The organism is Halomonas sp. GFAJ-1 (assembly GCF_000236625.2).
Lineage (GTDB): Bacteria > Pseudomonadota > Gammaproteobacteria > Pseudomonadales > Halomonadaceae > Vreelandella.
This window is the reverse complement of record NZ_AHBC01000046.1, coordinates 1-23,634: the sequence shown is the minus strand read 5'-3', so window position 1 is coordinate 23,634 and position 23,634 is coordinate 1. Positions and strand designations below refer to the sequence as shown.

Genomic DNA, 23,634 nt, shown 5'->3' with positions numbered 1-23,634 from the left:
ATGGAGCAGATCGCCGCCCACTTGGACGGGTATTCGCCTTGCTGTTCAAGGACTAATCGAACAGCTCGCTCCCGGACTTCTGGGGAATATCGTTTTGGTGAGTTCATAACTCCATCCTCTCAAGATATGGAGTCTCCGGTAAAGCCGGGGCGGTTCAGCCCACGTTCAAGCGCGCCCTTTCCTGCTGTTCTGTATTGTGCAGTTTCTATTAATGACGATTAACCCAACATCTACTTGGTGGTCTCGTCTAACAGATTTGCTGGACAGTTTTCCAGATCTGAATGAGGCAGGCCTAAATCTACAAGGCATGGGAGTAATAGAAGGTTGGCTGCAGTGGGAATGGCCAGAACAGCAATAAAAAACCCCTAAGCAATGTTACTGCGTAGCAGTCTCACCGATAGGGGCCGTGTTGGAACTGACTATAGCCCCCTTATGGGTTGCTATCAATGGGTTTTATATATCCATGTAGAATAAAAGAAACGTGATAGTCATCGAACAAGGCACCTGAAAACTGGCTGGGGTATCAATCCAGTAACACCCTCTTCGCTAACGACGCTTTGTACGCGGCGTTCCTGTTTAAAGTCATCCAAGGTGCTGAAGAAACAGTGACCTGCGCCATGTCATATCACAACCTAAGCCACAGGGAGTGACTCGTCGCTCCCCCAATCTGCCCAAGAGCCGTCGTACAGCGATAGCTGATGGTAGCCCGCCAGTTCGGCGGCCAGCAGAATAATGCAGGCGGTGATGCCCGAGCCGCAGGAAAACACCAGTTGGGGTTCACTGTTGGAGTGAAGGGGAGGCGCAAGCGTGACAAAGAGTGCCTTCAGTTCGCTAACCGGTTTAAAACGGTGCCCCTCTAGCACCTCGGTAAACGGCAGGTTGTGGGAGTTGGGGATATGACCACTGCGCACCCCAGGGCGTGGTTCAGGCACCTGTGCCAGAAAACGTGAACGTGATCGGGCATCAACAACGGTGACTTGGCTGTCGTCTAGGTGTTGCAGCACGTAGGCTGAGTTTCGCACCCAGCGATGGTCAAGGTTGGCGACGAATTGGCTGGGCGTGGCGGTCGTTTCCGCGATGGTAGAAACAACGTCCCGCTTTTCGGCTAGCCACTGTGGCAGCCCTCCATCCAAAACAAAAACGTGCTGCACGCCCATGGCGCGGAAAATCCACCAAGCCCTGGGTGCCGAATAGATGCCTTGGTTATCGTAGAGTACGACGAGGCTTTCAGCCGTAATGCCTAGCCGTTGAGCTTCCTTAGTGACTTGTTCCTCTGTTGGAAAGGCGTGGGTCTGAGAAGATTCTGTGTCACAAAGCACACCTTCAAGATCGATCTGGCGACTACCCGGTATCCATATTGGGCGATCATAAACGATAGGCTCTTTACCAATCACCGTTGCCATGCTCGCATCGATCAGCACTAACCGTTCGTTGTTTAGGTTGTCTTGCAGCCATTGGGTCGTCACAAGGGGGGATGGCATGGTGTTCTCCGGTTATAGGCTTGCAGTTTGTGTGATTCTAGCGATAAGCAGCTGTGTGCTACAGGGCCTCCACTTCAAACGCCACAATTTGCCGCTGAGCGCTGGAGAATTCCACGCCAATTAAGTGAATCGGCTTGCCGCTGGCATGGTGTTTGTCGGCATAGCCTTTGGCGTTGACCTGCTTTACTGCTTTGCCAACGTGACGCCTGCAATACGGATAGCGTTGTCATTTGTTGTTGCCCGATACATTTCCAGCATCCATGATGTATGAAACTGAGGTTTCAGGACACATAATGCCCCCGACAGCCAAAGAACGTTCTTTTCTGACCCGTGTGCGTAGCGCTCTCCCCACTCTCCATCCTGCCGAACGTCGGCTGGGTGAGTTTGTTTGTGACTTCCCGGGCGAATTAGCCAGCTACGATGCCCAGGAGCTCGCTAAGTTTGCCAACGTCTCTAAAGCGACTGTGTCACGTTTTGTGCGGCGGCTGGGCTACGAAAGCTATGAGGCCGCTCGAAAACATGTACGAGAAGAGCAAAGCACCGGCTCTAGGTTGTTTCTTCCTTCATCTGACAGCCGTATTGAAGAGCAATCGCTCACCAGCAATTTGGAGCTGGGTAAAGCCAATCTAGACCGAACATTCGCCACGATCACCCAGGCAGAAATCGACAGCGTAGCTCAAACGATCCTCAGCGCTCGTAAAACGTGGGTCATCGGCTTTCGCGCCAGCCACCCTTTTGCAGATTACCTGCGTTGGCAATTAACCCAAGTGATCGAACACGTCGTCAGCTTGCCCGGTGGAGGCGAAACATTGGGCGAGCAATTGGTCAATTTCACCCCAGATGATTGTGTGATTCTATTTGGCCTGCGCCGCCGCGTGGCGCTGACTGAACAACTGCTTGCGCATGCCAAAGAGTGCGGCACTAAGCTGCTTTATATTACCGATGAAGGAGTGGACGCAGAACCTAATGCCACTTGGCACTTCCGTTGTCACACCCTGGCCACTGGGCCATTATTTAATCACACCGCCGTAATGGCGCTGTGCCACTTGCTTGTTATGCGCACGATTGAATTAGCAGGCGAAGCCTCTCGGTCTCGACTGCGCCGCATCGAAACGCTAAATGATCGTTTTGAAGAGCTTTAACGTTACGGAAAAGGTGTTCACAAGCACCTAGATAGCGCATAGCACTCCCTTCTTGCACTCTCTGTGTGCACTTTCGTAACACCTCCACGCACTTTTTTATGCGCAGTACATCAGGTAGTTAATTGATTTTAATGTGAAACTACAGTTTCTTAATTATAGTGGCATGAAATATGGATCTACTTTTGAAGCGTGGCACAACATACAGTCAGTCGTCCAAATTCATGAGTGCCACACCGCTGAGAAACCATAAGACCGCCCAATAGGAAACTCATCATGTTAAAGCGCACCGCACTCATTACCGCCATTTCAACCGCCTTATTACTACCCGTCGCCCATGCAGACACACTTTCTCTGAGAGTGCTAGGACAGCCTGCAGGCTCTGGGTTGATCGCGCAAAATAAAGAGCAACCTTTCTTTGAAGCCCTTGCCGAACATAGCGGCATGGATGTGTCTGTTCAGTATATTCCGGTTGATGTTGCCGGCATCCCCGATACGGATGGCCTGCGCGTACTGAACTCAGGTTTGTTCGACATTGTTTCGCTGCGCGGACCACAGGTGAGCCGAGATGAGCCTTCCATTTTAGGCCTGGATTTGGTCGGCCTTAATACTAGCTTTGAAGCCGGGCGTAATAACGTCGATGCGTTTTACGATTATGTTGACTCCCGCCTACAAGAACGCTTTAACGCCAAACTGTTAGGTGTATGGCCAGCAGGCCCTCAGGTCATTTTCTGCAATAAAGACATCACCGGTCTAGACGATCTGCGGGGGTTACGAGTTCGTGTGGGCGACCAAAGCGCAGCTAATTTTATTGGTGAGCTTGGCGCGACCGGCATCTCTATGCCTTTCGGTGATGTTCAGCAAGCGCTTTCCCGTGGCGTTGTGGACTGTGCGATTACGGGTCCCGCTTCCGCTAACTCCGGTGGCTGGCCTGAAGCAACAAGCACGGTGCTGCCGATTGCACTACAGCTCGCCATCAATGGCTATGCCATCAATATGAACACCTGGAATCGCTTATCTGCTGAGCAGCAGACCCAGCTTGAAGAGGCAATCGCCAAGCTCAGTGACGATGTTTGGCAATACTCTGAAGCGTTGTATGAAGACGCTATGCGCTGCAACGCGGGCGAATCCCCCTGTGAGTTTGGAACCTCATACTCACTTAGCGAAGTGCCTGTATCAGACGCTGATCTAGCGACCGTCACGGCGGCTGTTGAAGAGGTCTCGCTACCTCTCTGGGCTCGCCAGTGCAACGCCGTTGCTGCTGATTGTGAAGCCGCTTGGCGTGACACCGTTGGCGCTCAGTTAGGCTTATAAAGCAATAGGAGAGGAATATGACCACTTACTCTCGAATTCTTGGGATCATTTTTGGCAGCATGATGTTATTGCTGGCGTTACTGATTACCCTCGAAACACTCATCCGTAAGTTCTTCTCTTTGTCACTAGGGGGTGTCGATGAACTCGGTGGCTACGCCATTGCCATTGCGGCACCGCTAGCTTTCTGTGTTGCGATGGTTGAGCAATCGCATATTCGTATTAACTTGTTGCACATGCGCCTCCCCACTGCCACTCAGGCGGTTCTCAATGCACTGGCAGCCCTTTCACTAGGGCTGTTAGCAGCATTTTTACTCTATTTCACCGTGCAGACCGTGCTGGATACCCAGCTGTACCGCTCCATTGCGCAAACGCCTTGGGCGACGCCACTGATCTATCCTCAGTCCGTTTGGCTAATCGCCATGACAGCCTTTAGCGTGGCGGCGGCATTGCTCTCAGTGAAAGCGCTATTACTGCTCTTAAAACGTGACTGGAAAACGCTAAACCGCCAATTCGGCCCAAGCTCAGCAACCGATGAGTTAGAGGCAGAACTGGCCGACCTTGAACAGCGTGAAGGAGGAAAGCTATGAGCATCCCCTTGATTGTAGGCGCATTTTTAGCCATGCTCGCGCTGATGCTGCTAAGCTTGCCAGTTGCTGTTTCCATTCTGTTTGTGGGGGTGCTGGGCGGCTATCTGATGTATGGCATGCCCCTTGTGGACATGATGGGCGGCGTCGTTTGGAGCAGTTTAAATAGCCCCTCCATGCTTGCGATACCCCTGTTTATGCTGCTTGGAGAGTTGTTGCTGCGAGGTGGTATCGCGGACCGCATGTATGCCGCACTGGCCGTTTGGTTTAACAAACTTCCTGGCGGCTTACTGCATACCAACATTGCCACTTGCACACTTTTCTCGGCGACCTCTGGTTCATCCGTGGCGACCGCTGCCACCGTGGGCACCATTGCACTCCCTGCGTTAAATCAGTACCGCTACCCAATACGGCCTTCACTCGGCTCTTTGGCCGCTGGCGGTACGCTCGGCATTCTGATCCCCCCTAGCATTAACCTGCTGGTATATGGGCAATTGGCCAATACCTCTGTTAGTCAGCTGTTTGCAGCAGGCCTGGTTCCAGGCATTACCTTGGCACTTCTATTCTCCATATACCTGTTTATTGCCCACGGCAAGGCAGGCAACTCATCACTGGTAGAAGTTGACGTTTCGCTACAAGAGAAACTCTCACTTTCCAAGCACCTTATTCCGCCGGTGGTCATTTTTGGCGTGGTGATGGGAAGTATCTATGGCGGCCTAGCGACCCCTACAGAGTCAGCCGCCATTGGTGTGGTCATTGCGTTAGGGTTTATCATTGGCGGGGGCAAAATGAGTATCGATCTTCTCATTCACTGCTCTCTCCAAGCAGCTAAAACGTCGGGCATGGTGATCATCGTGCTGATGTGTGCGCTGCTGCTTAATGTCACCATCTCGATGTTGGGCGTTACCCAAGCGCTGACTCAATGGGTTGCATCTTTTGGGCTTAGCGCTGTCGGCCTGTTGCTCGTACTGCTGGTGTTCTACGTGATACTTGGCACCTTTATGGATGCCATGTCGATGCTGGTGCTCACCGTACCCATTACCGTACCGATGGTGATGGCTGTGGGCATTGACCCCATCTGGTTTGGCATTTTTATCGTCTTAATGTGCGAGATTGCCCTTATCACCCCTCCCGTCGGCATGAATCTGTTTGTGGTTCAGGGCGTGCGCAAAGATGGTGGCAGCTTTAATGATGTTATTTGGGGGTCGATGCCCTTTGTTGCCATTATGGCACTGTTTACGCTCGCTATTATGGTATGGCCAAACATTGTTATGTGGCTTCCTGACCTGCTGGCGGGGCGCTAATGACTCCTCACATGCACTCATCGGAAAAAATAGCGCGTATCTTAATTATTAACCCTAATACGAACGCTAATGTCACACACAGTATTCGACAGTTAATCTCCCGTATTACCCCCGCGGGCACCATCACGAAAGTGACCAGCCCAGCTCACGGCCCCTACGCGATTGAGAACGAACAGCATAAAGAGGAGGCGACTCAACACGTACTAACATTGATTGAACAACACAGTGCAGCGAGCTTTGATGGATACATCATGGCCTGCTTTGATGATATTGCTATCCCAGAAGCACGATCAATCACCCAAGCTCCGGTCATCAGTTTGGCAGAAGCGGGCATGCGTTCTGCAGCGGCCAGCGGGGGCCTGTTTACCGTGATCACGACGTTTGAAGAGGCCGTGCCCACCATTGAGAAGCTGAGCGCCGCCTATGGGTTAAATAAACGCTGCCGTGTTGTTGCCACAGGCATCGGTGTTTCTGACACTGCCGCGCAAACTAAGCAAGCCGAAGCCCAGCTACACGAAGCGATTCAAGAGGCAATCCGACGAGAGTCGACCGCTATTGTATTGGGCTCAGGGGCGTTTGCAGGGCGTGCAATGGCACTGCAAAAACGATACGGCATTAAAATCAGCGATGGTTTCACTGAAGCGCTAGATTACACGCTTCACAATCTACAACTCCAAAAGCGAGCCTAATGTTGGGTGCCCGCGCCACTAGCGGGCATACCCCACTTATGTTTTTGCATCATCAGAGCTTGCAGCCGGGGAGGGGCCTTATACGCGCGACCCCCGGGCGTTGTGCGCTCAAATGCAGCAGAGCACGCCAATAGAGTTTTATAGCATCATCCAAACAACTAGCCCTCCCGATATTACCCACACAAACAATACTGAACACACTATCGGGTGCTTAGCTATCCTTAGCAGAGAAGACCAGGGATAGGAGGCCCGAGAAGATGCCATGAAAGCCAAAAAAGTTACTGCCAATAGCACCAAGAAAAAAGACGAGAGCGAGTAGAACAGTATCGCAAAGCGCATCAGCATTCCTACCCAATATCGAGGCTGCGGGGAAGCTACTTCCTATCCGACAACACCCCCCCAATGTTCGCATCTGAACCATGGCGGCTGGTCAAGTGTTAAGGCCTCATATCATCTCGACAGGAACGGTGATTTTCAACCCAGTTGTCCAAATACCTCTGAAGAGTCTGATTATTACGCTCGACTTCCTGAACCAGCAAGGCCAAGCAATCGATTTGCTTACGCATCTCCACGGAGTCGTGGCACTCGTACACCTTCAAATGGGTGCTGGCTGAACCATATAGCCACTTAACCGCTTTTCCTATGTAAGCAGATCAGTAAAGGTTAACGCCGGTGAGGCATAGCAAAGATAGCCAATCCAAAAGGTACGAGTGAGATTGAGATCGCAAGTCGTGATTCGCTTGGTGAGGTGTTGAATCACTATGGTCACAATAGTGCGTGGCTATTCGTTTTATATAACAAAATGAGCTATCGTTATTCCTGCTATCAATTCAACTCTCAGGAAATCATCATGTCCAACGATACTATGCAGCCCGTTATGCCCCAGATTAACCGCCCCGCTCCCGATTTCACGGCGAAAACCACCCACGGCGAAAAGTCGCTGAGCGACTATCGTGGCAAGTGGTTGGTGCTTTTTGCCCACCCCTCCGACTTTACCCCGGTATGCACCACGGAATTTTCGGCATTTGCCAATTATGCTGATCAGTTTAAAGCGGTTAATACAGAACTCCTGGGCTTGTCCATAGACAGTATCCATTCACATATCGCATGGACCCGCAGCATCAAGGAGAACTTTGGTGTTGAGATTACGTTCCCCATCATTGCTGATTTAAGCATGAAGGTGGCCAACGCTTACGGCATGATTCAGCCGGGTGCGAGTGATACGGCCGCCGTTCGCGCCACCTTCGTGATTGACCCTGAAGGCGTGTTGCGCGCCATGTTGTACTACCCAATGACTAACGGTCGTTCGGTTGAGGAGGTGCTGCGCTTAGTCAAATCGCTGCAAACCAGTGATGAGCATGGTGTCGCAACACCGGAAGCTTGGCTGCCGGGTCAGCCGGTGATCGTACCGCCTCCCCATACCTCGCAAGACGCTGAGGCACGGCAATCAGAGGGGTATGAGTACACCGACTGGTACTTCTGCAAAAAGGTGATTTAACGCCTGCGAACAGCGACGGGATGGCTGGCTGCGGTCAGTCATCATGGCTTTTCAGCTCACTACCAGGAGAGTCCTATATGAAAACCTTTGCACATTCTGAACATACGGGGGCGGGTACGCCCGATGTAGCCGGTTTTTTTGATCCGCGCACCTTTAGTGTCCAGTACGTGGTGAGCGACCCTGCAACGAAGCAGTGCGCGATTATTGATCCTGTCTTGGATTTTGATGAGAAATCAGGCGCTACAGCGACTCATCATGCCGATGAGCTGCTTGCGTACATTGCCAAAGAAGGCTTGTCGGTGGCGTGGATTCTCGATACCCACCCCCATGCTGATCACTTCTCTGCTGCGCAGTATTTGAAAGAAAAAACCGGCGCGCCCACCGCGATTGGCGAGCATGTCACTAAGGTGCAGGCACTATGGAAAGAGATTTACCACTGGCCGGATATGCCCACCGATGGACGCCAGTGGGATAGGCTGTTTGCCGAAGGTGATACGTTCACCATTGGCGAGCTGAATGCCCGCGTTATGTACTCCCCAGGCCATACGCTTGCCTCTATCACCTATGTGATTGGCGATGCGGCGTTTGTCCACGACACGCTCTTTCAACCTGATTTCGGCACTGCACGGGCTGACTTCCCCGGTGGCGATGCTACCGTGCTGTGGAACTCTATTCAGCAAATTTTGGCGCTTCCAGAAACAACACGCGTGTTTACCGGGCACGACTACATGCCTGATGGCCGCGAGCCGCAGTGGGAAAGCACGGTGGCGGAACAGCGCGATTGCAACCCCCATTTAGCAAGTGTGAGCGAAGCGGACTACGTTGCCTTGCGCCGCAAGCGCGACAGCGAATTACCCATGCCGAAGTTGATTCTGCACGCACTGCAGGTCAATGCCCGTGGCGGGCGTTTGCCTGAGCCAGAGGCGAACGGTAAGCGTTATTTGAAAATTCCCTTGGATGCCTTAGAAGGCGCTGCTTGGGATTAGCGGTTCAACAAACTCTTTGCCGTACTCGCCAGCCCCACAGTGCCGTGATGGGTCGCGTGCCGGTCACCATCCTTTTTCATGCCCACTGAAGATAGCGTTGGTCAACACAAGGAGAAGTAGCAACATGCAACAGCTGCAAACGAAGGTTGCGATTATTGGCGCAGGCAGCGCTGGGCTTAGTGCATGGCACGCAGCACGCAAGCACACGGACGACGTGGTGTTAATTGAAGAAGGGCCGTATGGCACCACCTGCGCTCGCGTGGGCTGTATGCCCTCTAAGTTACTTATTGCCGCCGCGAATACGGCTCATAGCGCGCGCAACGCCGCCATGTTTGGAGTCGCTGTTAACGAGGTGGCGGTTGACGGACAGGCGGTGATGGCCCGGGTTAAAAGAGAGCGCGACCGCTTCGTGGATAACGTGCTGTCCTCCATGAAGTCGATTCCCGAGTCCCACCGCCTGCAGGGGCACGCGCGGTTTATCGACCCCCATACGCTCGCCATTGGTGACCATACCCAGCTGACGGCCAACGCCATTATCATCGCCACTGGCTCGCGGCCAACGTGGCCGCGCCTGCTGGAAGGGGCGGGAAACCGCTTAATCATCAATGATGATGTGTTTGATTGGGAGACGCTGCCAGGCTCCGTTGCGGTAGTGGGGCCGGGGGTGATTGGTATGGAGCTAGGGCAAGCGCTCAGCCGGTTAGGCGTGCGCACACGTACCTTTGGTGTTGGCGGTGCGGTTGGCCCTTTTCAGTCTGACAAGCTGCGGCAGCTGGCTGACGAGACGTTTAACCGTGAGCTCTATCTAGACCCTGATGCCACTATTGAGCAGGTAGAGCAGCAGGGCGATGGCGTCGCCATTACCTTCTACGAGCGGGAAAGCAGGCAAAAAACCACGGAACTATTTGACTATGTGCTAGCGGCAACGGGGCGTAAGCCTAATGTAGATCAGCTGGGTATCGAGAAAGCAGGCGTGGCGCTAGATGCGCGTGGCGTCCCTCGTTTTAATCGTTTCACCACCCAGTGTTTAGCCCAGGACAATACACCTAGCCATATCTTCATCGCGGGCGATGCCAACCAGTCTGTTCCGCTACTCCATGAAGCGATTACCGAAGGCAAAATTGCTGGACGCAATGCCGCTTGCTTAGACGATGTGCAAATGGGGCAACGTAATGTGGCGCTCGCGGTGGTGTTTACCGAGCCGCAGATGGCTATCGTGGGCGAAAGCCGCGCGGCCCTAGAGGCGCGCTACGGCGGGTGTGACTGTATTGCAGAGGGCGGCGTGTCGTTTGACGACCAAGGCAGGGCGCGGGTGATGGGTGAAAACCACGGCTATTTAGCGCTTTACGCAGAGCACGGCAGCGGGCGCTTTTTAGGGGCTGAAATGTTAGGGCCACGGGCAGAGCATATTGCCCATTTGCTGGCCTGGGCCTTAGAGCAAACGCTAACCGTTAGCCAAATGCTGACCATGCCCTTTTATCATCCCGTGGTGGAAGAGGGGGTAAGGTCGGGGTTGCGTGACTTACAGGCAAGCCTTAAGCAGGGGGCAGGCATCGCTGAGCGCTGTATGGAGTGTGGCCCAGGCGACTGAGAGTTTATATAACCGTTAGCGGGTGATTATGCGCCGAGCAACACCTGCCCTGGCTGCTGAAAAGGGCAGGTGTACACAATAAGACGTGCTTAGTCTTGACTGGCGAAACTATCAAACGCCTCAAGCGCTTGAGCTGCATAGGTAAACGCTGGCCCGCCGCCCATGTACATGCAAACGCCCAGCATCTCCATTACTTCTTCCCGCGTTGCGCCAAGCTCTGCAGCGGCTTTAGAGTGGAACGCAATACAACCATCGCAGCGCACGCTAATACCAATGGCTAGCGCCATCAGCTCTTTGTGCTTGTGTGAAAGTGCTCCTTCTTTATTCGCCCCTTTCGCCATTTGGGTGAATCCCTTGGCAACATCAGGAATATTTTTGCCAATATCCTGCATCAGTGCCGAAAGGTCTTGAGTCGTTTTTTGCCAATCTTTATGCATTGCTGCCTCCTAGCGGCGTTGTCGTCAGTGTTCCGTGCTAAGCACGCATTCTACGTGCGAGCCAAAGCCCGCACGCAAGCTGTATTGCCATTGATGGCCTGTGCTGTGCAGGTCAGTGATAGCCTTCGCCCACTTTGACCTTGCCGCGAAACACCCAGTAGGTCCACGCGGTGTAGGCCAGCACAATAGGAATGACAAATAGGAAGCCAATCAGCAGGAACAGCTGTGATTCCGGTGCCGAGGAGGCATCCCAAATGGTGTAGTTGGGAGGCACAATGACTGGCCATTTGCTGGCGATCAGCCCCAAGTAGGTAAACAGGAAGATGCCCAGCGACATCACAAACGGCAGGCCTTCGTCTTGGCGTTTTACCGCACGGTACACCATGCCTGAGCAGAGTAGGGCCAGCACTGGGAAGATCCAAATCAGCTGGAACGTATCCATCCAGCGGCTATACACCTCAGGGCTTACCAGCGGTGTCCAGATACTGACAATGGCAAACACCGCTAAAACAGCCAGCAGCAGTTTAGGGGTAATGGCGTACGCCCACTGCTGTACATGGCCTTCTGATTTCATAATCAGCCAGGTAGCACCCAGCAGCGCGTAGCCTGCCATTAACCCTAGCCCGGTTAACACGGTGAACGGCGTTAGCCAGTCGAGCGCGCCGCCCACGTAGCGGAAATCCTCAACGGCAAACCCTTGGATATAGGCACCCACCACCGCGCCCTGGGCAAAGGCAGCAACGGCAGAGCCTAAGAAGAACGCGCGGTTCCACCAGCGGCGGTTTTTGTGTGACTTAAAGCGAAACTCAAAGGAAATGCCGCGGAAAATAAGACCGGCCAGCATTAAGAACACGCCGATATATAGGGCGGGCAGAAAGACTGAATAGACCAGCGGAAAGGCGCCTAACAGCCCAGCACCGCCGAGCACCAGCCAGGTTTCATTGCCGTCCCATACGGGGGCAACGGAGTTCATCATCACATCGCGTGAATCTTCGTCGGGGGCAAAGGGGTATAAAATCCCCAGGCCCAAATCGAAGCCGTCCATAATGACGTACATAATCACGCCAAAACCGATGATTACCGCCCAGATTAAGGCTAAGTCGATACTCATGATGCGTTTGCTCCTGCGGTGTTCTCGCCTAAATCATCATCCAGCGGGGTGTGCGCGGCAGAAAACGGACGCTTAGGACGCTCAACCTCACCGTGAACCTCTATCGGGTCATCCAGCATGCCATTGCGCACCACGCGGGTGAGGTAGTACACGCCGACGACAAACACCACGCTATACACGGCGATATACCCAATCAGCGTAAACAGCGCCATCGCGCCGGTGAGCGACGGTGTTAAGCCTTGGGCGTGGGTCATTACCCCGTATACCAGCCACGGCGCGCGGCCTGCTTCCGTCACGATCCACCCAGCAAGCACGGCCACAAAGGGTGTGATAATCATCGCTACCAGCGTTTTAAGGAATAGTGGGCTCTCAAAAATACGCCCTTTGCTCCGCAGTATTAGCCCCAGCAGGGCGACGCCGATCATTAAAAAGCCAATGCCGACCATCACGCGGAAAGACCAAAACACCAGAGCCACCGGAGGCTGCTCTTCAGGGGCTACTTCGGAAAGCCCTGGAATCACGCCATCAGCGCTATGTTTGAGGATGATGCTCGCCATGTTGGGAATACCCAGCTCAAAGCGGTTGGTCTGATTTTCCTGGTCAGGCAGCGCAAAAAGCAGCAGCGGTACGTTAGCGCGGGTTTCCCAGTTACCTTCCATGGCGGCCACTTTAGTGGGCTGGTGCTCTAGGGTGTTGAGCCCGTGGAAGTCGCCGATCAAGGCCTGGGCGGGGGTTAAAAAGAGCAGTAACCAAAGGCACATGGAGAGCGCTTTCTTGTTGGCGTCTACATCACGGTTGCGCAACAGGTACCAGGCGCTAACGCCTGCCACCACAAAGCCACCGGTGAGGAACGACGCCATGCCCATGTGGGCGAAGCGATACCAGAAAGAGGGGTTAAAAATCGCTTCAAGCCAAGAGGTAATATGGAAACGTCCATCAATCAGCTCATAGCCCGCCGGGGTTTGCATCCAGCTGTTGGCAGACAGAATCCAGAACGAGGAGATAAACGTCCCGATAGCCACCATGATGGCAGCAAACAGATGAACGCCTTGGGGCACCTTATTACGGCCAAATAGGAGTACGCCTAAAAACGCCGCTTCAAGGAAGAACGCCGTGACCACTTCGTAACTTAAGATAGGACCAAGGAAGTTGGATGTCGCGTAGGAGAAGTTGCTCCAGTTAGTACCGAACTGGAACGACATCACGATACCTGATACCACGCCCATACCAAACACCACGGCGAACACTTTGGTCCAGAACTGTGCAAGACGGTCCCAGGCCAGGTTAGCGGTTTTATAAAACAGGCCATGCAGGACAGCGATGTAAGAGGCTAGGCCAATGGTAAAAACGGGAAAAATAGCGTGAAAAGAGACTACAAACGCAAACTGCAGGCGGGATAACACCAGCGGATCGAGCTCCATCGTAAACCTCCAAGCGCATGAAGCATGATAAAGAACAGGCGTTATGTTCACGGAGTGAAGCGAGAACAGAGAGCCCTTATATTGCTTGTGGTAATATGCTTATTACCTATTAGATAATACAAGGGCGCGCTGGAAGCGACAAACGAAAAGGTCGTGATCCGCGATGGCGTATTGTCGCATCGCGTGGCGCAAGCTACTTTACTCCCCGCGTAGGCGGATCAAATAGCTAAGCGGGTGCAGGATAAGAAACGCCAGCACAAACGTGGCGATCACTGCGCCGCTTAGGGCTATCCAGTCAAACAGTGTGGCGACATAGCTCAGCGTAGAGTGCGTTAACCAGGGCACCCATAATATAGCCGTTAGCCCCAGGATGAGCGCTAATAGGGTTGTCGGGCGGTGACGGTAGCGAGTGATTTGATAGCCGCGTAAGTAGGCAAGTAGGTGCAGGCCCGTGACAGCGATGCCCCCGATAATCAACAGCCACATAAAAGGGGCCAAGGCGTACATCAATATGGTGAGCATTCCGCTAATGGTCATGTGTCTGTTCTCCTTATGCCTGGCCTTCCAGCACCGCGTAGTAGGCGGGCTGCAGCATGCGGTCTTTCATCACCCACGCTGCCCAAGACTCGTCTGTTGGGTCAATAAACGGGAACGACGGCATAAAGGCGAAGTTATCGGCATAACCAAACTCCACTAGCATGGCCTTTCCAATACCCGTAATCATGGGGCAAGAGGTGTAGCCCGTATGCCGGGCAGGGGGTGTTTTTCCCTGCATCACGGCCAGCAGGTTCTCTTCTACCACCGGTGCTTGGGCTTTTACGCTGGCAGCGGTTTTATTGATGGGCGCGCCAATCACATCGCCAATGCCAAATACCTCGGGGTAGCGGTTGTGCTGCAGGGTGTGAATATCTACGTCTAGCCACTCGCCCCTGAAGGGGCCATCTTGCGCGATCAAATCACTCTGCTTCACAAAGTCGTGGGCGCTCATGGGGGGCACAACGTGGATAAAGTCGTAGTCGGCAATCACGGTGGGCTGGTTATCGCGCCTAAATTCTGCTTCGCGCAGCTCATGGTGGGAGGTGAACTCGCTCTCGGGTCCAACAAAAGCAAATTCAGCCTGCTTGGCGTGAGGGTCGATGGCGGAAAGGCGGTAGTGATGGCGCCGTTTAACGCCTTGATCATCAAAACGTTGTTTAACGAACTCATCGACCCAGGGTTGCGAAAAAAGTCCCGCGCCTGGGGCCATATAGTCCAGTGTGAAGGCATCACGTTGCCCAGAGGCTTCCAGTCGGCTTAGCGTCGTGAAGGTCATCTTCAGCGGCGCACCGGCGCACTTTACGGGGGTGGGGGCAGCGGTAAAAATCCCTTTGCCCTGGCCGCTATTAAGCCATGTTTGAATGGCGTGGTTCGTCCGTGAGGCCCCTTCAATACTGGCATAAACACTGCCAATGCCATGCTGCCCTACCAGTTCAGGCGTCATCCCCTCAATTAAGTGATAATTGAGTTGAATGCCGGTTGCCACAACCAAGAAGTCGTATCCAAGGGTGGTGCCGCTGGCCAACGTAATGCGCTTGCTATCGGCATCAATGTTCGCCGCGTATTCACGCACCCAGTTCACGCCGCGTGGCATAAACTGCGCATTTGGGCGCATGGTTTTGTCGGCGTTCCATACGCCAGAGGCGACCAGTGTCCAACCAGGCTGGTAGTGATGCGTTTCGCGTGGCTCAACGAGGGTAATGCTGCCCCCTTGGAGCCGCCTCGTTAGGCGGTTCGCCATGGCCATGCCCGCTGCACCGCCCCCAAGAATGACGATGCGTGCCTGGGTTGGCAGCGTGTTGGCAGACAGTGCACTGAGTGGCAGCAGGCTACCTACCCCCAGGCTAGAGCCAACTTTTAGCAAGTCTCTGCGCGTCAATAGTGGCGTCTTTTGCATGGGGGCACTCCTTAAGCGAACGCTAAGATATATTTTTTTGTAATATCGTTATTCCATTATGTCTGCTGCGTGCGAAAAAGCCATCATCAATTTGTCCAAAGTGACAAAAAGTCTCACATCAGAAAATTAATGAAGGCTTCGACGGGGTATGCACCGTTAAGCCGGGCGTGGGTTTGCATCGTTATGGGGCTTCCAGCGTTGGCGGGCATGTTCACTCCAGGAAAGCAGCGCCGGAATAATAAACAGCACCAGTAGCGTCGAGCCTCCCAAGCCAAACGCAATGGAGGTTGCCATAGGAATCAGGAATTGCGCCTGCAGCGATGTTTCAAACAGCAGTGGCAGCAGCCCGCCAATGGTGGTGAGCGATGTCAGCAGTACCGCTCGCACTCGCTGTACAACGGCTTCATTAAGCGCGTCATCAATATCCAGGCCTTTTTCTCGCTGCTGGCGGTAGAAGCTGACCAAAATAATGGCGTTATTGACCACAATGCCCGACAGCCCGAAGAGCCCAAATAGCGACAAAATCGTCAGGTTGATCCCCAATGCCCAGTGCCCCAGCAGAGCACCGACCAGCGAAAAGGGGATAATCGCCATGACGATAAGCGGCAGTGTCCAAGACGCAAACACCCAGGTGAGCACGCCATACATCAGCCCCAGGCCGATGAGTAGCCCAGTGCGCATATCCGCCATGGTTTCGCGCTGGTCGGCGGCGCGCCCTTCAAAGCTGGTGGTTAAGAAGTATTCACGCTCTAAACGCGGCAGCAGCTCGGTAGAAAGGCTTTCCAGCACCTGCTCTGCTGAGGTGGCCTGGCTATCGATATCGGCGGTCACCTCCACGGCCAGCTGCCCCTCGGCATGGCGTAACGTTTCAAACCCTTGGCGGTGGGATACTTCCATCACCTGCGAGAGCGGCACCTGACGGCCATCGCTTAACGTCACCGCAAAACTCGACAGGGTGGCTAAGCGTTCGCGCTGGTGCCTGGGCAGCTGTACCCGCACTTCGATTTCATCCGCTCCAGTTTGGTGTATCTGCACTATCTGTCCGTCAAAGGCGGTGCGCAGCTGGCGGCCCAGGTCGTCGGTGGTTAAGCCCAGTGCCTGGCCGTGGGCACTGACGCGATAGATCAGCTGCTCACGCCCCCAAGGCATATCGTTTTCCGTGCTGAGTACGCCGGGTAACCCGGCCATCGCCTCGCCGAGAATGTCGGCGGCCTGGCGTAGGCCTTCGGCGTCTTCACCGGTGAGCCGGATGTTGACATCTTTGCCTGGCGGGCCAGCGGCGCGCTCGGTAATCGTCAGGCTATCCAAACCGGCGGGGGTATGTATCCGTTCGCGCCAGGCGCGGATGAAATCGGTGTTACGTACGTCGCGGCTATCCGGCGAGGTCAGCTCTACCATGATCGAACCCACGCCATCGCCAGTGCGTGCTGGCGCACCGCCCGCCTGGGTGCTGCCGTAATGCGCAACCGCCGTGCGCACTAGGCCGCCGCCCAGGGCGTCATCGGTCTCTTGCAGGGTGGCCTGCAGATGATCGACAAAATCCGCCGCCTTCCCACGATGGGTGCCCGCCACAAAGCTGGCGTTGGCATAGACGATGCTGGACTCCGGTGATGGAAAGAAATTGAAGCCAATGCGCCCCCCGGCTAAAAGCCCCGCAGTGACCAGGGTGATGGCGAGGGCTGCGGTCAGCGTTACGCCACGGTTGCGCAGCGAGCGCTGGGAAAAGCGCCGGAAGCGGCCTTCACGGAACTGGTCAAAACGGTGTTCAAACCCCTGGCGTAGCCGCTCGATACCACGGGCAGGGCGCTTGGGTGTATTGGCGGGCAAAAAGGCATTGCGCAGGTGCGCGGGTAGCACAACAAAGCACTCCAGCAGCGAGGCAATCAGCACGCAGATCATGATAATTGGAATATCGCCCAGAATATTGCCAATGACGCCGCCAACGATTAACAGCGGCATAAAGGCTGCGACCGTGGTGAGCGACGAGGCGACCACCGGCCACAACATGCGGCGTGCGGCACCGGCGGAGGCAAGCTTGGGGTCTTCGCCCATGCGGTGGTGGGCGTCGGCGTCTTCGCCTACCACAATCGCATCATCGACAATCACCCCCAGCGCCATAATAAGCGCAAACAGCGACATCATGTTGATAGAGCCGCCAATTCCCCAGAACACGCCCAGTGATGCGAGAAATGCGGTTGGAATGCCAATCGCTACCCATAGCGCCACGCGTGCAGGCAGAAAGAAGTAGAGCAATATCACCACCAGCAGTAGCCCGGTCAGGCCATTGCCCAGCAATAGCGAAATACGTTCGTCGATGAGTTGCCAAGACTCATCGTAAACATCTACGTTGACGTTGGGCGGGAGCGTGGGGCGCGTTTCAGCCAGCCAGCGCTCTAAGTGCTGCGCCGCTTTTAGGGAGTCCCCGCTCTCTGCGCGCTGTAAAATCAGCTCAACGGCGGGGTAGCCGCGGTAGGTTAGCTCAACCTCTCCCTCTCTGGCTTCCTGGTGAATATGCGCGATGTCGCCCAGGCGCAGCTGCTGGCGGCTGTTGCTCAGCACCGGCATATCCTCAAACGCGAGGGCATCGCGGTGCTGTTCCAGAGAGCGCAGCTCGCGGGTGCTATCCTGCTGGCCTAATAAACCTGCTGGTACATCTTGCGACATGCCCTGCACCCGCGTGGCAATGTCGCTCAGCGAAAGCCCCAGCGCTTGCAGGCGTTCGGCAGGTACTTCGATGCTGATTTGTTGGGCAGGCAGGCCGTTAAGCTCGATACGGTCAATGCCCGCCATCAGCAGCGAGTCTTCAAAGCGGCGGGCTAACTGGCGCAGCTCGTGGGGGGCTAAATCGCCGTGTATCAGCAGTCGTGCGACGGGTTCATAGCGTGCTAGGCGAGAAATTTCGGGGGTTTCTGCATTGCCAGGTAGGTTGGTAAAGCTATCTACCTGCTGGCGAATGTCGTCCAGTGCCAGCACGGGGTCGCTGTTTTCCTCTAGCTCCAGCGTGATATTGGCAATCCCCTGCGCGGAGGTTGAGGTCATGCGCTTGAGGTTATCAATGCTGCGCAGCCGCTGTTCCAGCGGGTTGGTAATGCCCTGCTCGATGTCTTCGGCGGAGGCACCGCTCCACACCACGCGCACATTGACCACATCGAGGGCAAAGGTGGGGAAAAACTGGATATTCATGCGCGCAATCCCCAGCGCGCCGCCCAGTAGCATTACCAGCATCACAAGGTTAGCGGCGACCTTGTGGCGAACAAAGAAGCCGATAAAATCGCCGCGCTGGGTCATGGGGTGTCCCCACCGTCAGGCGGCGTTTGGGTGATCTCCACATGCAGCCCCTGGGCGGCATTGGGCAGGTGGGTCGACATAATCTGGTCGCCGTCTGTCACCGTGTCAGCGCGCACTAACAGCCAGCGCTCCCCTTGCTGCTTGGCAACTTCCCCCAGCCGTTCAACGCGCTGGCGCTCTAGGCGGCTGTCATCATTAATGCGGTAGAGCAGGTCGGCGCCATGCAAGGCGGCGTAGGGCACGGCAAAGGCATCGCTGACGCTTGGGCGGTTTAACTGCACGGCGACCATCGCCCCCGGCCGTAGCCCCTCTGCTGGGTTGTGTAGTGAGAAAATCGCCTCGGTGCCCGCTGGGTCACTTTCCCCCGCAAGACGTTCTAATACAAAGCGCTGGCGGCCATCCACCGAGGTCGCTTCAAGGGAGTGGTCGCTCTGTAAATAGGCGTCAAGCTCTGCGTGATAGCGCTGTGGAACACGGGCGCGCAGCTCTAAGCCATTGCGCGGATAAAGTGATAGCAGCGGTGCGCGTGCGGCCACGTCATCGCCAACAGCGACCTGCACGCGGGACACGCGGCCTGCAAAGGGCGCGTGAATTCGGCCACGGGCGAGGTTGCGTTGGGCGTCAGCCTGCTGCACCTGCGCCCTGGCCAAGCGCGCTTCCAGGCTGGCTAAGCGAGAGGGGTATTCGGCAATAGCACTTTCGCGGGCAGAGACGGTGAGCTGCGCCCGCGCTACTGCGTCGCGTGCTGCATCAACATCTGTTTGAGAGGCCAAGTTGCGCCCTTCCAGCGACCGGTTACGCTCCAGCTGGCGGTTGGCATTGGCGAGAATCTCGCGCTCTTGTTCCAATACCTGGCGGTTATTCTCATGGCGGATACGCTCATTTTCCAGCTGCGCCTGCAGGTCGGCGAGCTCCGCCTCGGCTTGGTGCAGAGGCGATAACAGCTCGTCTTCATCCAACGCCAGCAGCAGCTCGCCCTGCTCTACTGCCTGGCCGTCGCTGACGGGGCGCTCGACAACCTGTGCTTGAAGGGGAGCTACGAAGGTCACCATATTCGGCGCGACCACTTCACCAAACAGCGCCAGCAGGGGGGTATGCTCACCAGGCGAAACGCTGATGGCTTCAACTGGCCAGCGGCGCTCCTGGGCGTCAACCGGGGCGGGCTCCGGGCGTGTGTAACGCAGCGCCATGAAGCTGGCGATGCCAAGAACCAGTATTACCAAGGGAAGCAAGCGCTTTAGCATAAGGATATCTATATATAGAATAAGATCTGCTTATCTTAACGCGCTTGCATCCCAATAATATTGGTTAATAGCACTGTTGCGACAATGCGGCGCACTAAATTAGCAACCATCGAGACGTTTCATGCCTACATCACGTATCGCCATTATAGGTGCTGGGTTAGCGGGGCTGTATGCCGCGTATTTATTGGAAAAACGGGGCATCAGCGATTACGTGATGCTGGAGGCGCGAGAGCGGGTGGGTGGACGTATTGCAACGTTAATACCCAGCGGAGAGGTGCTGATTGAGGGGAGCGCAGGGTCGTTTGATTTAGGGCCTTCTTGGTTTTGGCCTGAGTTTCAACAGGTGCTTGGAGCGCTGGTGGAATCGCTAGGGCTGTCATCGTTTGCCCAGTATGAAACCGGCGATATGATTATGGAGCGCTCCCACCAAATGCCGCCCGTTCGCATGCAGGGCTTTGTCAATCAGCCGCCTTCTATGCGGCTACAGGGTGGCATGCAAGCGCTGATTGATGCATTGCGCCAGCGCATTGGCCCTGAACGTATTTTTACCGGCCAGGCCGTTCAGTCGATGGCACTCACTTACAATGGCCGTGTGGAGATGCTGTGTACTTCTGGGCAGCGTTATAACGCCCAGCATGTGTTGCTGGCTGTGCCGCCGAGATTAGCGGCGCAAACAATGACGTTTTCACCGGCGCTACCGGCGGGGCTGACTCATCAGTGGGCGTGCACTGCTACCTGGATGGCACCCCACGGCAAATACGTCGCCCTGTATCCCACGCCTTTTTGGCGAGATGAGCAGCTTTCGGGAGAGGCGCGCAGTCTGCTGGGCCCGCTGGGTGAAATTCATGATATGTCCCATCCAGGTGGTCACGGCGCGCTGTTTGGCTTTTTTAGCTTACCCGCCAGTGCGCGAGCGCAACTGGGTGATGAGGCACTGCGTCAGCACTGCCGCGTACAGCTGGCTAGACTGTTTGGCCCTCAAGCTGCTAGCCCGAGTATGGATGTGATTAAAGACTGGGCGCAGGAGCCGTTCACCGCTACCTATGCCGATCAGATACCTAGCGAGCATCACGGTACTGCGCCGCCTGCTCGCGCGGCTGAAGGGCCTTGGGGGCCTTGCTTAACGGGTATTGGTAGCGAGTGGGGTAAGCACTATGCCGGCTACCTGGCAGGTGCTATTGAAGCCGCTGAGCGAGGCGTCGCGGATGTGTTAGCAAAATAGGGAGCTTGCTTGTTTGGCGCTCGTTCTTCCCAGTGAAAGGCCAGTACAGCAAAACATACTCATTTACTTAAAAAGCCTCCCGCCAATACCGCAACGATGCTTCTGATACCACGCCATGCTGTGTGCCCAGCTCAATCACGGCCTGCTGAACCGCGCGAGCTAACGTTGGCTGATGGCATAGTGCTAACGACCGAATCATACGGGTAATGCGTAGGTGGTTATGGCCACCGGCTTTCAACCAAATGTGCGTTTGCATCGATAATGTCGGCTGGGCGGTTATATCGTTGCCATCGCGAAGGAGTCCAAAAAAATCCAGCATGACATCAAGGGAGCGTTGCTGATGGCGGCGTAAGGGCTCTTCGCGTTCAAAAGCTGCTTGCACGTCACTCGTCAGCAGGGGCGCAAACGCATTAAAACGACCGGCTTCCGGTATGGGGAATAGCCACTGAATGTAGTCGTGGGTATGTTCTAGCCAGAAAGAGGAGAGTGCCCAGATCTCTTCAAGTAGACGCCCTTTATGATCCTGGCCTTCCCCACGATAAAACGCGATTAAGCGCGCATCATTGTCCATTATGCCCCTCGCTTTAACGGTTCAGCGTGACTATGTAGCGCCATTTCCAGGGTGTGGCGTTCGACATCGTGATCGTGGTGGGCCTCAATGCGTTCCAGCGCGCGAATATAGTAGGCGGGTAACCTGTGCTCACGCGCACCGGCCAGCACATGGTGCTTGTACCATGTATACGGACGAAGCCCGAGGGCGGTGACGTTACCGACATACGCCTGCACCTCAAACTGACGGTCACTGGCAAGATCCGTGACCGTCAGCCAGGTTTCGTTGTAGGCCACGCCAAGCCCCTCGTACCGATCGAGGGTGGGTTTATGATGAGAAGCGACCTCCCAAATAACCCCATATACCGCTGACTGCTCTGACGCAGGCACAATATCGCACTTGCCCGAGCCGTCCCCACTACGCTGATGAAACGCTAACCGATAAGACGGCAGCAGGGCGGTGGTCACAAAGCGTGCTGGAATCCGTGCGGCTAAGCGCTGCGTTGACATATTGGATCCATAAGCAAAGCAGAGCATGGCGTTCTCCTTAACGTGACATGGTTATTAACAGCCCGTGTTTAGTGCGTATCGCCGCTGTGAGAGGTGTCCTGATAATGTGCCAGTACCTGGGCCGCATTCGCTTTTAGGGTCTCTCGCCACGCACGGGGTTCAAGCACTTTGACATTGGTGCTCATGCCCATCAGCCACCACAGGGTTTGCTGGTCATCGGGTACATGGGCGGTCAGGCGATACCACTGGCTGTCCGGCAGGGCGTTAATTGTCCCACCACCACTGGGGGAATCAGCCCCTTAAGATACTCCTCGGCAAGCACGAGCGTTAACGCACTCGGCACGTCCAGTGCCGGTAAGTGGCACTGGAACTCTCGATCAAAATACCAACGGTAAGGTTTTCGGCTGTCGTCGCAGCAAATCGGACATAGTGACGCCACCCCAGGCAGTAATGATGAAAACGCAAGAGTCTAACGTGCCTCACAAAACTTAGCGACTCTCTTGGGCAGCGCATCCGTCTCCCGAGCGAGCAAATGAGCACGGTTGCGCCATAGCGCTACGGTGCTCTGTTCAGGTGCCGTATTGGGCAGGTGCGCCCAGAGTGCGGCAGGATGTATGTCGGCCGTTTTCTCTAAGAAAGTGTTGGGGTGTCCTTTCAGCCATAAATACACCGCCTGTGCGCTGCGCCCCATGGAGACGGGAAACAGCAGAGCATCAAACGGGAGCGTAATACCCAGCTCAAGCAGCAGTGCGTTCACCTCATGATCACAGGCGAGGTGCCAGCAGTGATGGTTAGCGACTAGCGGCGCCATTAAGTGGCCCGCGACACAGTGCCAGAGTAAATGCGCCTGTAAAAAACGGCGTGATTCATCGGAAAGTGAAGTGCTGTAGCGAGGACAGAAGTAGAGATGACGCCCATCGGTACTTGCGGAATCAAATGACGGCGCCACGACCGGCGTTAGGGTAAAAAACTGACTTAAAAAATTCATGACCGGGAGCGTGTTAGCCCAAGCGTCGCGATCCGCTTGCCACTTGGCAAGCTCCATCTTTTGCTGGGAGGTCACTGAAGCGGTTGATGAGCACGTCTGTATATCCATATCCTTATCTTCCCTGAGTTAAGAAGGTAAGATGCTACGACAGTGCTGCGACAACTAACGCCGCATTAAATAAGCGATGATGATTCGCTTTAAGAATTTGAAGCCAGGCGATTAAAGAGAATGTGTGTATCCTCTGCGGTACTTCAGGGAAGGTGCAGTATTGCATTCTGAGCACTAGGGCTAATTTTCAGTAGCTCTTTTCAGCGGCTACCAACCTGAAGAAATAATCTTTTTTGT

The 23,634-nt window shown here is 55.0% G+C and carries 21 protein-coding genes; 9 read left to right on the top strand and 12 right to left on the bottom strand.

The features are described 5' to 3' along the window. Nucleotides 1–632: 632 nt before the first annotated feature. On the bottom strand, nt 633–1,481 hold the full coding sequence (locus tag MOY_RS13305) for a sulfurtransferase (protein ID WP_009100633.1): 849 nt from the start codon (nt 1,479–1,481) through the stop codon (nt 633–635). Between the two features lie 293 nt (nt 1,482–1,774). Here MOY_RS13305 and MOY_RS13300 point away from each other — a divergent pair, with 293 nt between their 5' ends. The 8 genes from MOY_RS13300 to MOY_RS13260 all read left to right on the top strand — a co-directional run bounded on the left by MOY_RS13300 (nt 1,775) and on the right by MOY_RS13260 (nt 10,586). Further along, on the top strand, nt 1,775–2,623 hold the full coding sequence (locus MOY_RS13300; RefSeq protein ID WP_009100631.1) for a MurR/RpiR family transcriptional regulator: 849 nt from the start codon (nt 1,775–1,777) through the stop codon (nt 2,621–2,623). A 273-nt stretch (nt 2,624–2,896) separates the two neighbouring features. Further along, the gene (locus MOY_RS13295) at nt 2,897–3,934 is read left to right on the top strand and encodes a TRAP transporter substrate-binding protein (RefSeq protein ID WP_009100628.1); all 1,038 of its coding nucleotides are present in this window, start codon (nt 2,897–2,899) and stop codon (nt 3,932–3,934) included. A 17-nt stretch (nt 3,935–3,951) separates the two neighbouring features. Continuing rightward, complete coding sequence (locus MOY_RS13290; protein WP_009100626.1) at nt 3,952–4,521, top strand: TRAP transporter small permease subunit; 570 nt, start codon at nt 3,952–3,954, stop codon at nt 4,519–4,521. Continuing rightward, entirely contained in the window at nt 4,518–5,822 is a 1,305-nt protein-coding gene (locus tag MOY_RS13285) for a TRAP transporter large permease (RefSeq protein ID WP_009100625.1), read from the top strand. The genes MOY_RS13290 and MOY_RS13285 overlap by 4 nt, the downstream gene beginning before the upstream one ends. Nucleotides 5,823–5,833: 11 nt before the next feature. After that, on the top strand, nt 5,834–6,511 hold the full coding sequence (locus MOY_RS13280; protein ID WP_235803714.1) for an aspartate/glutamate racemase family protein: 678 nt from the start codon (nt 5,834–5,836) through the stop codon (nt 6,509–6,511). Between the two features lie 850 nt (nt 6,512–7,361). Continuing rightward, the gene (locus tag MOY_RS13270; RefSeq protein WP_009100619.1) at nt 7,362–8,009 is read left to right on the top strand and encodes a peroxiredoxin; all 648 of its coding nucleotides are present in this window, start codon (nt 7,362–7,364) and stop codon (nt 8,007–8,009) included. A gap of 77 nt (nt 8,010–8,086) precedes the next feature. Next, nucleotides 8,087–8,995: an MBL fold metallo-hydrolase gene (locus MOY_RS13265; RefSeq protein ID WP_009100618.1), complete on the top strand. Its 909-nt coding sequence runs from the start codon at nt 8,087–8,089 to the stop codon at nt 8,993–8,995. Between the two features lie 124 nt (nt 8,996–9,119). After that, a complete protein-coding gene (locus MOY_RS13260; protein WP_009100616.1) occupies nt 9,120–10,586 on the top strand; it encodes a dihydrolipoyl dehydrogenase in 1,467 nt (488 codons plus the stop codon). 89 nt (nt 10,587–10,675) lie between these two features. Here the strand turns inward: MOY_RS13260 and MOY_RS13255 are convergent, their stop codons facing one another. From MOY_RS13255 to MOY_RS13225, 7 genes are all read right to left on the bottom strand, one after another. Beyond that, entirely contained in the window at nt 10,676–11,023 is a 348-nt protein-coding gene (locus tag MOY_RS13255; RefSeq protein WP_009100614.1) for a carboxymuconolactone decarboxylase family protein, read from the bottom strand. Between the two features lie 112 nt (nt 11,024–11,135). Next, nucleotides 11,136–12,134 (bottom strand): cytochrome d ubiquinol oxidase subunit II, encoded by a 999-nt coding sequence (cydB, locus tag MOY_RS13250; protein ID WP_009100612.1) that lies wholly within the window; start codon nt 12,132–12,134, stop codon nt 11,136–11,138. Continuing rightward, nucleotides 12,131–13,555, bottom strand: coding sequence for a cytochrome ubiquinol oxidase subunit I (locus tag MOY_RS13245; RefSeq protein WP_009100610.1), 1,425 nt, complete (start codon nt 13,553–13,555; stop codon nt 12,131–12,133). Before MOY_RS13245 ends, cydB begins: the two co-directional genes overlap by 4 nt. Nucleotides 13,556–13,753: 198 nt before the next feature. Further along, nucleotides 13,754–14,092, bottom strand: a complete 339-nt coding sequence (locus tag MOY_RS13240; RefSeq protein ID WP_009100608.1) for a DUF5368 family protein — start codon at nt 14,090–14,092, stop codon at nt 13,754–13,756. A gap of 13 nt (nt 14,093–14,105) precedes the next feature. After that, the gene (locus MOY_RS13235; protein ID WP_009100606.1) at nt 14,106–15,488 is read right to left on the bottom strand and encodes an NAD(P)/FAD-dependent oxidoreductase; all 1,383 of its coding nucleotides are present in this window, start codon (nt 15,486–15,488) and stop codon (nt 14,106–14,108) included. Nucleotides 15,489–15,644: 156 nt separating this feature from the next. Continuing rightward, nucleotides 15,645–18,776, bottom strand: coding sequence for an efflux RND transporter permease subunit (locus MOY_RS13230; RefSeq protein WP_009100604.1), 3,132 nt, complete (start codon nt 18,774–18,776; stop codon nt 15,645–15,647). Then, on the bottom strand, nt 18,773–20,020 hold the full coding sequence (locus MOY_RS13225; protein WP_009100602.1) for an efflux RND transporter periplasmic adaptor subunit: 1,248 nt from the start codon (nt 20,018–20,020) through the stop codon (nt 18,773–18,775). The genes MOY_RS13230 and MOY_RS13225 overlap by 4 nt, the downstream gene beginning before the upstream one ends. A 121-nt stretch (nt 20,021–20,141) precedes the next feature. On the opposite strand from MOY_RS13225, the gene MOY_RS13220 reads away from it, so the two are divergent. After that, nucleotides 20,142–21,242: a flavin monoamine oxidase family protein gene (locus tag MOY_RS13220; RefSeq protein WP_009100600.1), complete on the top strand. Its 1,101-nt coding sequence runs from the start codon at nt 20,142–20,144 to the stop codon at nt 21,240–21,242. A gap of 67 nt (nt 21,243–21,309) precedes the next feature. Here MOY_RS13220 and MOY_RS13215 read toward each other — a convergent pair whose 3' ends face one another. From MOY_RS13215 to MOY_RS13205, 4 genes are all read right to left on the bottom strand, one after another. After that, nucleotides 21,310–21,813, bottom strand: coding sequence for an opioid growth factor receptor-related protein (locus tag MOY_RS13215; protein WP_009100598.1), 504 nt, complete (start codon nt 21,811–21,813; stop codon nt 21,310–21,312). Next, nucleotides 21,813–22,328 (bottom strand): gamma-glutamylcyclotransferase family protein, encoded by a 516-nt coding sequence (locus MOY_RS13210; protein WP_009100596.1) that lies wholly within the window; start codon nt 22,326–22,328, stop codon nt 21,813–21,815. The genes MOY_RS13215 and MOY_RS13210 overlap by 1 nt, the downstream gene beginning before the upstream one ends. 41 nt (nt 22,329–22,369) lie before the next feature. Next, nucleotides 22,370–22,504 carry a hypothetical protein gene (locus MOY_RS17590; RefSeq protein WP_443134863.1) on the bottom strand — a complete coding sequence of 45 codons (135 nt, stop codon included), beginning with the start codon at nt 22,502–22,504 and terminating at the stop codon, nt 22,370–22,372. Between the two features lie 266 nt (nt 22,505–22,770). Further along, the gene (locus tag MOY_RS13205; protein ID WP_009100592.1) at nt 22,771–23,397 is read right to left on the bottom strand and encodes a DUF2201 family putative metallopeptidase; all 627 of its coding nucleotides are present in this window, start codon (nt 23,395–23,397) and stop codon (nt 22,771–22,773) included. Nucleotides 23,398–23,634 lie beyond the last annotated feature (237 nt).